At 45.3% G+C, this 13,216-nt stretch carries 11 protein-coding genes; 4 read left to right on the forward strand and 7 right to left on the reverse strand.

Annotated elements, in window-relative coordinates:
• Positions 1–77 precede the first annotated feature (77 nt).
• On the forward strand, positions 78–1,436 hold the full coding sequence (locus KNQ13_RS03985; protein WP_209548128.1) for an Ig-like domain-containing protein: 1,359 nt from the start codon (positions 78–80) through the stop codon (positions 1,434–1,436).
• Between the two features lie 73 nt (positions 1,437–1,509).
• Here KNQ13_RS03985 and KNQ13_RS03990 read toward each other — a convergent pair whose 3' ends face one another.
• From KNQ13_RS03990 to KNQ13_RS04000, 3 genes are all read right to left on the reverse strand, one after another.
• A complete protein-coding gene (locus KNQ13_RS03990; protein WP_160166516.1) occupies positions 1,510–1,725 on the reverse strand; it encodes an integrase core domain-containing protein in 216 nt (71 codons plus the stop codon).
• Between the two features lie 188 nt (positions 1,726–1,913).
• A complete protein-coding gene (locus tag KNQ13_RS03995; protein ID WP_026830325.1) occupies positions 1,914–3,947 on the reverse strand; it encodes an acyltransferase family protein in 2,034 nt (677 codons plus the stop codon).
• A 205-nt stretch (positions 3,948–4,152) separates the two neighbouring features.
• A complete protein-coding gene (locus KNQ13_RS04000) occupies positions 4,153–6,309 on the reverse strand; it encodes a hypothetical protein (protein WP_026830326.1) in 2,157 nt (718 codons plus the stop codon).
• 185 nt (positions 6,310–6,494) lie between these two features.
• Between KNQ13_RS04000 and KNQ13_RS04005 the strand changes: the two genes are divergently transcribed.
• Positions 6,495–8,294 (forward strand): LTA synthase family protein, encoded by a 1,800-nt coding sequence (locus tag KNQ13_RS04005; RefSeq protein ID WP_026830327.1) that lies wholly within the window; start codon positions 6,495–6,497, stop codon positions 8,292–8,294.
• A gap of 195 nt (positions 8,295–8,489) precedes the next feature.
• Here KNQ13_RS04005 and KNQ13_RS04010 read toward each other — a convergent pair whose 3' ends face one another.
• The 4 genes from KNQ13_RS04010 to groES form a co-directional block, all read right to left on the reverse strand.
• Positions 8,490–8,891 carry a hypothetical protein gene (locus KNQ13_RS04010; RefSeq protein ID WP_026830328.1) on the reverse strand — a complete coding sequence of 134 codons (402 nt, stop codon included), beginning with the start codon at positions 8,889–8,891 and terminating at the stop codon, positions 8,490–8,492.
• A gap of 22 nt (positions 8,892–8,913) precedes the next feature.
• The gene (locus KNQ13_RS04015) at positions 8,914–9,726 is read right to left on the reverse strand and encodes a hypothetical protein (RefSeq protein WP_026830329.1); all 813 of its coding nucleotides are present in this window, start codon (positions 9,724–9,726) and stop codon (positions 8,914–8,916) included.
• Between the two features lie 274 nt (positions 9,727–10,000).
• Positions 10,001–11,647, reverse strand: a complete 1,647-nt coding sequence (gene groL, locus KNQ13_RS04020; protein WP_026830330.1) for a chaperonin GroEL — start codon at positions 11,645–11,647, stop codon at positions 10,001–10,003.
• Positions 11,648–11,666: 19 nt separating this feature from the next.
• Positions 11,667–11,951 (reverse strand): co-chaperone GroES, encoded by a 285-nt coding sequence (gene groES, locus KNQ13_RS04025; protein ID WP_012371631.1) that lies wholly within the window; start codon positions 11,949–11,951, stop codon positions 11,667–11,669.
• A gap of 220 nt (positions 11,952–12,171) precedes the next feature.
• Here groES and KNQ13_RS04030 point away from each other — a divergent pair, with 220 nt between their 5' ends.
• Both KNQ13_RS04030 and KNQ13_RS04035 read left to right on the forward strand, forming a co-directional pair.
• The gene (locus KNQ13_RS04030) at positions 12,172–12,864 is read left to right on the forward strand and encodes a CPBP family intramembrane glutamic endopeptidase (RefSeq protein WP_014971483.1); all 693 of its coding nucleotides are present in this window, start codon (positions 12,172–12,174) and stop codon (positions 12,862–12,864) included.
• A 21-nt stretch (positions 12,865–12,885) separates the two neighbouring features.
• Entirely contained in the window at positions 12,886–13,119 is a 234-nt protein-coding gene (locus KNQ13_RS04035; RefSeq protein ID WP_014971484.1) for a DUF4305 domain-containing protein, read from the forward strand.
• Positions 13,120–13,216 lie beyond the last annotated feature (97 nt).

Raw genomic sequence — 13,216 nt, forward strand, 5'->3', positions numbered from 1 at the left:
ATATGTAAACGTCAAAAATATTTATTCTCATTTTCGTTATACTTAAACACGATAGAAAAACGAAGGAGGATATGAACATGAAGCCAGCTATTCAATACATGATGAAAATAATGACAATAATTTGTCTATTGGTAATAGGGTTAATCCTGCCGTCGAATTCCGTTAACGCAGAAAGTAAATTACCGTTGAATGGAACCACGAACGGAAAACTCACAGCACATCAAGAACTGGTTTACGCATTTACCTTGTCGAAATCCGGGAAATTGACACTCGATCTGAAATCATTCAGTGAAGAAGCAGACTTTCAATTGATTGATGATCAGGAAAACGAGATCATGGATTTGACTCTGCAAAGCGATGGGAAAACAGCGACACGGGAAGTGAAGAATTATCATTTGGAACCACGCAATTACCGTTTATTCATTAAAGATGATTCCTATTCAGGCCGTACAGGAAGTTTTGTGATTACAACCACTTTTAAAGAATCTAACGCAAGCGACATCGAGCCGAACAATGGAACAAGTGAAGCCCAGTTGCTGACATTCGGAAAGAAAACACGCGGCTTTATTTCCGAACAGGATGATCGTGATGTTTATAAGATCAGTGTACCGCGCGGAGGAAGACTGACTCTAGATACTTCTTCATACGTCAAAGAAGGTGCAAATCTTAGCTTAGTGGATGCTTACAATGAAGAGATTTGGAATAAATACTTAAGAAGTACCGAGTTGACTCCCGGAAAAGAGAATCAATCCATTTACTTGGAAAAAGGAGACTACTATTTCTTCGTTGATCGCGGTTATCCTGGCTATACCGGAATATACGAGGTGAATGCAACCTTTAAAGCCGCAAATAATAACGAGGTAGAACCAAACAACGGGAGTATCGAAGCAAAAAATCTCGCATTTTATAAAAAAATAACAGGATTGCTCTCATGGAATGACACGGACGATTATTACAAAATTACGATTCCTAAAAAGAGTAATGTCACATTGGATTTTTCGTCCTATATTGATGTAAATGCTACCGTTGAATTAATAAACGCCAAGAATGAAAATATATTCTACAAAGATGTCTGGGGAAAAATCAACACACCCGGACGGTTGATTCAGACATGGTCTCTGAATAAAGGAACTTATTATCTACGTGTTCATAACAATTATTATAATGGAATCTATCAGTTACAAGTCAAATCCAGCCATTTACTGCCGACGCTATCCGTTAAGCCTGTTAAAACAAGTTCAACGACTGTCAGTGGAGCAACTGAAAAAAATGCTTCTGTGACAACTAAGATCGGTAAAAAGACGTATAAAACAAAGGCGAATGCAAAGGGACAATTTAATATTAAAATCAGTAAACAAAAAGCCGGCACTCAGATTAAAATTTATTCTACAAACCAATATGGTACAACATACAAAACAACAAAAGTCACAAAATAAAATCTTTTGATGACCAAAAAACCGCGCTGTTTAGACTGACCTAGCAATATGAGACACATATAAAACACCTTGATTAGGCTGCCAGTACACCGTATTTTTTAGGTGTCAGGTAGCCTAATTTTTCTTGGATTCGTTCTTCGTTATAGTAATTTAAGTAATTCATAACTCGTTCATAGACCTCGTGGTCTCTTAGCGAATTGAATTTGACGTACTGGAACTCCTCGGACTTCAAATTTGAGTGGAACGATTCGATGACTGCGTTGTCCCAACAGTTTCCTCTACGAGACATGCTGCTTGTTAGATGGTTCTTCTGGACGAAATCTTGAAAGGCATATGACGTATAGACACTTCCTTGGTCCGAATGAATGATGACCCCTTTAACGTTCCTTATTCCATATCCCCTAAATTATTCCAAACTCCTGTTTTCCCCATCAAAAAACTCTTCCGCCTGAAACAGGGGAAGAGTTCGTCTGACAATTAATCGGCTTGTTTTTTCTTAAGAATATCCGTCACGACTTCATTCAGTTTCTGTTTGAAGACCGGTCCAAAGCTTTCGGCATACGTATTCGTCATATGACTGACGTCACGGTAGATGACGACATTTCCGATGACCGGACGGAATTCACCGTCGACGCGGAAGTAATCCGTCAAGTCGAGTTTGTAGAGCGACTTGTTCGTTTTTTCGAAGTTTTTCCAGTACGCTTCATCACGCTGGTTGACTTCGGCATTCATCTTCTTCGTCGTTTCTTCGATGCTCGTCGTTTCGAGCGACTCGAGGACGTTAAAGCTGTAACGGGGATTATCCCGTAGAGCCAAGCCGTCGATGCCGTACTCATCTTTGACGTACTGCATTTGATCGACCATCTGTTGGTGAATCTTATCTTTCGTCGCATCCGCCGCCGTGACGTGCGAGATGATGAGATCAATATCGGCATCCTTCAAATAGTCGAGGACGTTTTGATTCCAGATGCCTTTTAAGACATTATCATCATAGCCGGTCGAGAAGCGTGTCCCGGAACGGGTGATGTTTAGGATACGATATTTCTCACCTTTTGCGGCTTCGTGAATCGCTCCGAACCATTGCTCCGAATGCGAGCTGCCAACGAGAGCAATCGTTGCGATATAGTCTTTCGTTTCACCGTACTCACCGACTTTAACATCACTTTTACTCAATCCTTGGTTGCTGCCGTCGACATGGACGAGCGGCAAGTCGTCAAAAACGTTCGCATAGGACGGGAACGGATCGTGCTCCGGCATTTTGTCCGGATTCTTGACAGCCATTGCTCCCGGATAATCGCTTGCGCTGACCCCGTTCTTTAATTCCTGTTCTTCGAAATATTTCAGTCCGAAGAGTGACCCGATCAACAAGACATTGATGCTCATCATGAGACCGAGCTTCTTGAAGGCCGACCGGTCGACTTTCGCACTGCGGATCGGTTTTTCGATGTATTCCGTCATCAGGTAAGACAACAGAATCGACGACAGGATGATCAACGTACCCATCCAGAAACCTGGTGTTTGCTGGACGTTGTAGCGGTAAAACTCGAGCAGGACCCAGTGCCAGAGATAAATCCCGAACGCGATTCCACCGAGCTTGACCATCGGTTTCGAACCTAAGAAACGTTTGATGCCGAACGTCGTCTCGCGTGTTCCTGACAAGACGATAAACAACGCACACGTCATCGGCCACAGGGCGATGTAGCCCGGGAACATTTGAGAGACGTTAAAGAGAATACCGGTCAGGACAAGACCGATTAATCCGAGCCAGCCCATCAAAGTCGCCATCCATTTCGGAATATAAATCGACGACAAGTTGATGCAGAGCAGGCTACCTAAGGCAAATTCCCAAACACGCGTCATCGTGATGAAATAGGCCCACGGCTGATTCACTTCTGTTAAATAGATCGAATAGCTTAACGACGTAACGAACAACACTCCTAAAATCGTGTTGATCATCGGTTTGACGTTTTTGATCGTATACTTCTTGACCATCCATAAGATGAATGAGAACAGAACAAACCAAATCATATAGAACTGACCTTGAATCGACAGTGCCCAGAAATGTTCGACCGGCGACTTCATTTGACTCGCATCCAAGTAATCCGTACTCGAAATCGCCAGTTGCCAGTTTTGGTAGAAGAACATCGAGGCAACGACTTCACGAATCGTCTTCTCTAAAATCGACTGCGGTAATAAAAATGAGCTTAAAACAAGCACGACGGACAAAATGAACAAGACCGACGGCAGTAACCGTTTGATCAACTTCGTGACGTACGGTAAGAAACGAAACTCACCGGTCCGGTTGATTGTCGAGATGATCGATGTCGTAATCAGGAAACCGGAGATGACGAAGAAGACATCGACGCCGCCTGAGACACGATTGAACCAGATATGATAAACCGCGACGAGTAACGCGGCGACGACACGTAACCCTTCGATTTCCGGTCGAAACTGACTTTTGGTGTTGATGAGTTTTTGAGGCGGTGCTTCTTTTTGATTCAGTTGATTCATTTTACGTTAGCTCCTATACTATTTTTCTCACGACGAGACGAATGGAATTGAAAAAAATTCCTCCAACATTAAACACACACCAATTCATCCTAAAGTAAAATACTAATAAAATCCATCATAATAGTAATTACTTTTGCGTTTCTTTTATCATCGGCCACGACAAACACGACTCTTCTGACAACGAAGGGTCGTGTTTGCATATAGCTCATTTCACGGTTAACGTAAACGTCTTGCTCTTACGTAGTTTGATGGATTCCGCATGGACCGTCACACGTGTTCCCCGTTTTTGTTTCGGGAACGTCATCGTCTGTGTTTTTCCGGTTGCGATTTTCGTATACCGCTTCTTGTTGATCGTCACGACAATCGTCTTGCCCTTGGTCGCTTTGACTTTCCATGCCGTGCTTGCCGGACTTAACGCCGTCGTGTACGACTTTAGTGTCGGATTACTAGCAGCGACGACCCGTTGCTCGGAAACTTGCAGTTGCGTTCCTTTCCGCGTCACCAGCTTGACGACTTGACCGACTTTTAACGGTTTCGTCGGGATGGCGAACATCCGTGTTTTCTTCCGGTCGATATACGCTGTGTATTTGCCGTCGATGTAGAGTTTTCCGTAGGAAGCGCCCCAATCGAGTGCACCGTCAATCGTCTTCTGTTCGTCATTTAACGGGTTATTTAATGTACTAAATAACATCACGCTGTCTTTTAAAGAAAGTGATTTCGAGACGTAACTGCCGGAGCGGACAATCCGGTACTCCGCCAGTTGATCTGTATAGGGAATCGTTATTTCTGTTTTCTTGATTGCCGGCACGGCTGTGATTTTTTTCTTTCCGTAGTAGACGGTATACGTTCCGCCGTCAGTTTTACTCTCCAAACGGTACGTGAAGGTTTTGAAATTCGTATTTGTCGATTGGGTCACACGCGGTACTTCGTATCCGACGACCGTCCGTTGTACCGTCATTTCCTTATCAAATACATTGCCGCCACCGATTGTAAACGAGATTGGTTGCCCGAGCAGTCCCGTCGTGCCAAGTGGAAGGGTCAGCATCCCTTTCTCATCCGATACCACACCGTTGATGCGTGTTCCGTCCTTGCGGAAGACACTGACTGGCACATCGGCCTGCCCAAGATCAATCCGGTACGTATAGAGACCTTCTTTGACTTCTTTCAGTTGATTGAGTGTTGCCGTCAGGTATCGTTTGTGTTGATAACGCGTCGTATCTTTCAGTACGACACCTGTTTCTGTCGTATAAGCGACGGTATACTCCGTATTATAAATCCGCTTTTGACTTGTCGGAATCCGGACACCGTTCTCCTGGTCAACGTCTCCCGTAAACGTAACATTCTGAAGCGCAAGCGGCTCCGTCGTCCCGTCGATTCTTGTCAGCTGAATATCCGGCGTCAACGGCGTCTTCTCCAGAAACACGGTATCCGCTTTCGTCCGATCATCAATCGCGATCGGTTGGCGTAAGTACTCTTTAAAGTCGAGTAGCGTCGTTTGTCCGTTCGCCCGGTAAATGGCACGTCCGTCGGTCAGGACTTCTTGTGCTAACTCATCGGAATAGTCGACCAGTGTCTTGACTTGTCCTGTTTGCTTGTCCAGATAATACAGGGAAGACGAACGGTTATCGTCTTTCGTCTCATCTTCTTCCGTTAGTTGCATATACAAACCGTCTGCCGTCTCATAGGCTCCATGGACAAATTGATCCGTCCGTTTATTCGGTAAGGCATACGTCTGACTGGTTTCCACATTCCGGATCACGGCTGTCTTGCTGACATCAAGCATCCAGTCCCCTGTCAGCGGATAAAATTCAATTACATCGATGGACCGAACTTTCGTAAACGTTCCATCTGCCTGCACATCATACCAGTCCGCGACACCTTCCCGTATCAAGGAAAAGCGGTTTGGACCAACCCACTGAACGGACGGATTGCGTTCATCCTTCAACGTATCACGGATGACGAATTGGTCTCCCTGTCGCTCCAGTACATGAAACGTATCCCAGCCTGACCGTGCCACGAGATGATCTTGATCGAGAACCCGTAAATACTCCAGATCTTTCGGGATATCCATCTGTTCTGATGTCCCGGTTTTGGCGTTCATGAAGTAATATGGCTTAATGTTTTCATTGTAATAGTCTTGGAATAAGAACAACGTCTTGTCAGCAGAGTTCGCCCGAAGGAACATATACGGCGATACACCACTTGGATACGGCGTCGTTTGTTTCGTTTCCAAATCATAAAATCCGATGATCGCCTGATCATTCTTTTTGATGTCATACGGGGCAGCTTCAGTCAGTGTCGTCAGCGTCAACCAGGTTCCGCAGACCAGTGCGGCACTCCCCATCCAATGTTTCCAGTTCATCTATGTAGAACATCCTTTCAAAATGCAGTGATTAATTCTATTTTATTCCATTTATTTTAACTGTTCAGATGTTTTTTGATACATCAGGTCAATGACAAACACATCCTAACCGATTCAAACGTTCGTTCTCATTTAGTTGAGGGTATAGACTACTTCACAACAATGACGAACGTTAGGAGAATATTATGATCGTATTTGGTTACGCCCTCTACTTATTGTTAGGCACGTTAAAATTCGTGCTGTTCAGCTTTTATACCAACACCGCTTTTCCGGTTGACCTCTTTTTGATGAACCTCGGCGGGATGTTCGTGCTGTCGAGTTGGACACTGTTGATCCAGTGGAAAAAACGCCGTTGGATTTGGCTCGGTCTTTTAATCGCCCACAGTTTTCTCTTGATTTCCGATCTGTGGTACTACCGCTACTTCGAAGATTTCCTGTCAGTCTCGTTGATGTCGCAGATGTTGCAGATGGGTGATGTCAGCAGCGGTTTCGCCGCTTTGATCGTGCCGACCGACTTCCTGTTGTTTGCGGACAGTCTGATCTTCTTAGCGATTCTTTTCTTTACGCGTAACAAGACGTTTGCCGTCACGAAAAGCAAACGCCAAAAGACAGCAGGTCTTGTCTTCCTCACGGGTGTGATCCTGTTTGCTGCGCCAGTCACCTACAGCGTCGTCAAAGAAGACCAACGGCTCAGCCAGTCAGTCTCTGACATGCGGGACTATTATCAGCTCGGTTTCTGGGGGTACCATGGACTCGATCTGCTCCGCGGAATCCAAAAGGCAATCGCTCCGGACGAAGCCTTGACCGCGTCTGAGCGTCAACGAATCGAGGACAACTCGACTTCAGCCGCAAACGGCGTCACGAAAAAACCGAACATCATTCTCGTCCAACTGGAATCGTTCCAAGAATCGGTCATCGACCAAACCGTGAACGGTCAAACGTTGACACCGAACCTGAATAAGTTGAAACAAGAATCGCTGTACTTCCCGTCGTTTTATCATCAGACCCATGAAGGGCGGACTTCGGACGCGGAATTCATCACGAACACGTCTCTCTATCCGTTGAAATCGGGTTCGGTCTACACCCGGTTCCCCGATAATGAATTCGGAGCGTTGCCTGAATTGTTGCGCGACAACGGATACGATACCGCTGCCATGCACGCCTATGAAAAAGGATTCTGGAATCGGGATCAAGTGTATCAGAATCTGGGCTTTGATCACTTCTTCAGCCAAAAGGATTATCCCGATCAACAAGAAATCGGGATGGCGTTAAACGATAAACAGTTTTTGACGACATCGATCGAGCATATGGAAACACTCAAGGAACCGTACTTCTCGTTCCTCGTCGCCCTGACAAGTCACACCCCGTATGAGATTCCAAAAGACAAACGGGAGCTTGATCTGTCCGGTTACGAGGATCCCATGTTGAAACGTTATTACCAGACCGTCCATTATGTCGACGAAGCCGTCGGACAGATGGTCAAGGAGTTGAAGGCAAAAGATATGTGGGACGAGACACTCGTCATCTTTTACGGGGATCATGATAGCGGCTTGACGAACGAAGGCAGTGAGATGCAACGGGAACTCGGTGTCGATAGTGCCGTGGAATCCTTTGCACTCGACCGCCAAGTCCCGTTGTTCATCAAAAAACCAAATCAAGATACGGGACAAGTCATTCAGGAGAACGGCGGACAAATCGATATCGCCCCGACGATCGTCGATTTACTCAATCTCGAGTCCCCGTATATGATGGGCAACTCCCTGCTTGATGACGAACCGAATCTGACCGCTTTCCGCGACGGTTCGTTCCGTTACAAGGACTACTATTACGAAGCGAACCTGACGGAAAAAGCCGGCAACGGTATCTGTTATGACGTCTCGACGAAAAAACAGGTCGACCGTAAGATGTGCCAGTCGCAAACGAAACAAGTACGAAAAGATTTGCGTCTGTCGGATGCGATCATTGAAAAGAACGGATTGGAGTAAAAAAAGACGGAACCGGATTAAAGTCCGGCTCCGTCTTTCTTTTGACTGTTGATGCATTTGAATTGTACAGATCAAACGCCAAATTCGAGATGCTCATCTAACCACTGCGTTTTTTTGTTAAACAGGACACTGCACCTCGACTAAATGACACAATTGAATAGTCCAGTGAAAAAATTGCTCTGTCTACCATTTCTCTTATTGATAAGCGATAATTGCCACTATGACAAGGATTAAAATCGGCGAGTAGAACAAAGCCAAAGTCTTCGATAAAAATACCGACTTTATGCCCTCAGTTTCCGTTTCATATTGGCGGGCATTTAACGAAAAATTAATTTCTTCATTGTTGAGTCTGGCCACTCGTTCGTACATTTTGACATATTTTCGTTCCTCATGAAGATAAAATGCGTCCAGAACCCAAAAGAATAGAGCTGATACCAGAGGCAGGAGCATAAAATCGATGTTCATATCCTTGACGTTAGCAAAAGCCAATAATCCAACTACAAGCGTCACTGTCCATCCTTTCAGTAAGAACGAATTCGATGCCATGCGTGTTATGACGTTTTGAATCATTTCAAGATGCTTCATTTTCTCTTCCATTTGCATTCATCTCCTGTGATAGTTATTTATGATAAGTCTTAAATTTTAGCAAATCCTTAATCTCGTATAAGCTATCGAGTGGATAATGATTTGGTTGATTACGGAACGCAAACAGTATCCGGTTTTCACTGTACTTTTTTTCCCAATCCAGAAGGTCATCCGTGGATAGCGGTGTCAGGTGGTCGAGGTCTGCATCATAAACGATGTTCAATTTATTACGAGAGGCTTCAAACTCCCGAGACTTCTTTATCTCCTCAGATCGCACTAGTTTCTTCTTCCGTAACATTTGCGATATCACAATCTCATTATAGATCCATGGCGATTTCGTTTTGTCCTCGACAGCATCACGAGTTGTGATAGAGTTTGGTGTATTAACGAAGATAAGGCACTCAGCTTTATCCATCATTTTTGTCAATGCAGATGATAGCATCATATGCACATGGCTGGTCGAAAAATTCCTCTGATTGTAATTGTACGTATCACCTGTTTCATTTTTACAGTACTTATCATCAATTTTTTTCAGAAGTTCATCGGCATATCCCCAAACACACGAGTCGATAAAAGAAGTCAGTCCGAATTTATCCTCTAACATGGCCGCAAATGCCATGATGAGCTTTCGATCCCCATGGGAGTGAGAAAGAAATATATCTGCTTTTATCTCTGGAAACCAATCATCTTGTAACGCCGATCCGTCCAGACTCCCGTCATCTAGTACAAAACAATCCAATTTCTTTTGGACTTGCTTCTTTTGAATATTAAAATTCGCTTCTCCTGCGCCCTTATAGACCGAAAGAATTTTATCGTCCAACCCCTGCAAGTTAAACCCAACAAACATGGTGATTCCCCCTTTTATGAACTATTGTAGTTTGCACGTAAAACGTATCCTTTTGAATTCATAATTGTCAATAAATCCACCACCTATTTTTATACTTTTTATGGATTTAATTAGTTCAAGAAAATCCACGTTTCTTTTTGGGTCAAAACTATTTAACTTGTTAAAATGAATACGCTAATCATCCTTTTTTGTAACATATACATGAAAAAGGTCTTTCATCAGCTAACTAAACTGATGAAAGACCTTCTCTATTTAAATGACTTATGATGCTTTTTTACATCATTCCGCCCATTCCGCCCATTCCACCCATGCCGCCCATATCAGGCATTGCAGGTGCACCGGCTGGTTCCGGTTTATCAGCGATGACCGCTTCTGTCGTCAAGAACATCGCTGAAACAGACGCTGCGTTTTGAAGGGCTGAACGCGTCACTTTCGCCGGGTCGACGATTCCAGCTTCGATCATGTCGACGTACTCGTTTGTCGCGGCGTTGTAGCCCATTCCTTGTGCTTCATGCTTGAGACGTTCGACGATGACTGAACCTTCTTGACCCGCGTTTTCCGCGATTTGACGAAGTGGTGCTTCCAGCGCACGAAGAACGATGTTGACACCTGTCGCTTCGTCGCCAGTCGTTACCGAAAGAATCGATTCGACGGCTTTCGTCACGTGGATGAAGGCTGTTCCGCCACCGGCAACGATTCCTTCTTCGACGGCTGCACGTGTCGCGTTGAGCGCATCTTCAATCCGGAGCTTGCGTTCTTTCAGTTCCGTTTCTGTTGCTGCGCCGACCTTGACGACAGCTACGCCGCCTGCGAGTTTCGCGAGACGCTCTTGCAGTTTTTCACGATCGAAGTCGCTTGTCGTTTCTTCGATTTGTGAACGAATCGTACCGACACGGGCTGTGATCGAATCACTGTGTCCGTTTCCTTCGACGATCGTCGTGTTGTCTTTTGAGACGACGACTTTCGACGCGCGACCGAGTTGCGTGATTTGTGTTTCTTTGAGATCAAGACCCAACTCTTCTGTGATCAACTCTGCGCCTGTGATGATCGAGATGTCTTCGAGCATCGCTTTACGACGATCTCCGAAGCCTGGTGCTTTGACCGCAACGGCGTTGAATGTACCACGGAGTTTGTTGACGACGAGTGTCGCGAGTGCTTCGCCTTCGACGTCTTCCGCGATGATCAAGAGTGGTTTGTTTTGTTGGACGACTTGCTCAAGGACCGGCAGGATTTCCTGGATGTTCGAAATCTTTTTGTCCGTGATCAGGATGTACGGGTTCTCAAGAACCGCTTCCATCTTATCGGAATCCGTGATCATGTATGGTGATGCATATCCACGGTCAAACTGCATCCCTTCGACGACATCAAGTTCCGTCGTGAAGCCGCGTGATTCTTCGATCGTGATGACACCGTCCTGACCAACACGTTCCATTGCTTCCGCAATCAATTGACCAACTTCTTCGTCAGCAGCCGAAATCGCCGCAACTTGTGCGATCGCTTCTTTGCTTTCGATTGGTTTTGCGATGGCATGAAGTTCTTCGACGGCACGACGGACTGCTTTTTCGATTCCTTTACGGATGACCATCGGGTTTGCGCCCGCTGTGACGTTTTTGAGTCCTTCACGGATCATCGCTTGTGCGAGGACTGTTGCTGTTGTCGTACCATCCCCTGCGATTTCGTTCGTTTTCGATGCCACTTCTGCGACAAGCTTCGCTCCCATGTTTTCGAAGTGGTCTTCCAGTTCGATTTCTTTTGCGATCGTCACACCATCATTCGTGATGAGTGGTGAACCGAATTTACGTTCGAGAACGACGTTACGTCCTTTTGGTCCGATCGTCACTTTGACTGCGTCCGCTAATGCGTCTACTCCACGAAGCATCGCCCGGCGTGCTTCTTCACTGAATAAGATATCTTTTGCCATGACTGAAATCCCCCTTTGATTAGTTTGCTACTGCTAAAATATCGCTTTCGCGTAAGATTAAGTATTCGTTGCCATCGACTTTCACTTCTGACCCTGCGTATTGCGCATAGATGACGTGGTCCCCGACATTCACTTCAAGTGGTACACGGACACCCTGCTCCGTCACACGGCCTGTACCGACAGCGACGACTTTACCCTCTTGCGGCTTTTCTTTCGCTGACCCAGGAAGAACGATTCCTCCGAGTGTTGTTTCTTCTTTTTTAACGACTTCGATCACGATGCGATCACCAAGTGGTTTTAACATGCGAAACATCCTCCTTGAACATGACTGTTTTTTAGCACTCACTTAATTGGAGTGCTAACATATTTTTATCTTAAACGGTTTTCGGTTGGAATTCAAGCCCGAACCCTTATCCGTTTTCCCGAAATCGACATCTTTGAACCATCACCATTCGTGCGCCCGGTCGGTTTGTTTGTTACAATCGGGACAGTACCTTCATTACAAAGGAGCTGTGTCCTAACCGATGAAAAATTCCGTCAATCTGCCGTTCAACATGGCAGAGAAGTGGCAAATCCGTCACGTCATTCCGATTGTGATTTATTTAATCGTTCAACTTGTCCCAGCAACCTTCCCGAGTTTCCTGTCAAAAAGCCAGATCCCGAGTGTGCTCGGCTGGTGGCTTGCGATCGGTTTTACCGTAGCCGTGATTGTTTCCTTCTATTGTCTACGTCCCGATTGGCAGAAGTGGAAAGCAGAGGGCAACCAAACCGATACGATGGATACGTTAAAGTGGATCGGGATCGGGATTGTCCTGTTGTACGTCTCTCTGATCAGCGTCAATTTGGTGGACGCCTGGCTGTCAGGCGGGATTGAGAATATCGCGAAATCGCAGAATACGGATGAGATCATGAGAGCGATCCAAGTCATTCCGATTCTCCAAGTGATGGTCGTCCTGCTCGGTCCGATCATGGAAGAGTTTCTGTTCCGCCACATCATGTTCGGAAACTTGTCGACGAAATTGAATTTCATTTTCAGCTTTGTTCTCAGTGGCGTCATCTTCGGTCTGATCCACGGCGACAACAAGTTCTTGATTTACGTCGCGATGAGTTTCGTCTTCTCACTTGTCTTCGTCAAGACCCGCCGTATCATTGCTCCGATCGCGATTCATGTATTTAATAATGGGATCGTTGTACTTGCCCTTTACGCAACGACTTAATTAACGAAAGGTAGTGTTTTCATGCGACAAGGTTCAAACTTCATGGCTGTTTTCTATGCCATCTTCGGTATTCTGTTCATGTACCTCGCTTACAGTAATTCCATCGAGGCAGGAACGGTCTTCAACTTCTGGACGATCCTCTTGACGCTGTTCGCAGCGGTCGACTTTTACCGTCTGTACCTCATCTTCCGCTTCCGGATGGCAGCAAAAAAGATAATCAAGAAAGAACAGGAAAAAAAGGACGACAAGAAATAATGCAAAATGAGATCGCCGAGTAAAATCGGGGATCTCATTTTTGTTTTACTGATCACGTTAAGCAATGTAACGATGCGATAAAAGTAAGGTGTCGTGT

The organism is Exiguobacterium sp. s128 (genome assembly GCF_018618815.1).
Lineage (GTDB): Bacteria > Bacillota > Bacilli > Exiguobacteriales > Exiguobacteriaceae > Exiguobacterium_A > Exiguobacterium_A antarcticum.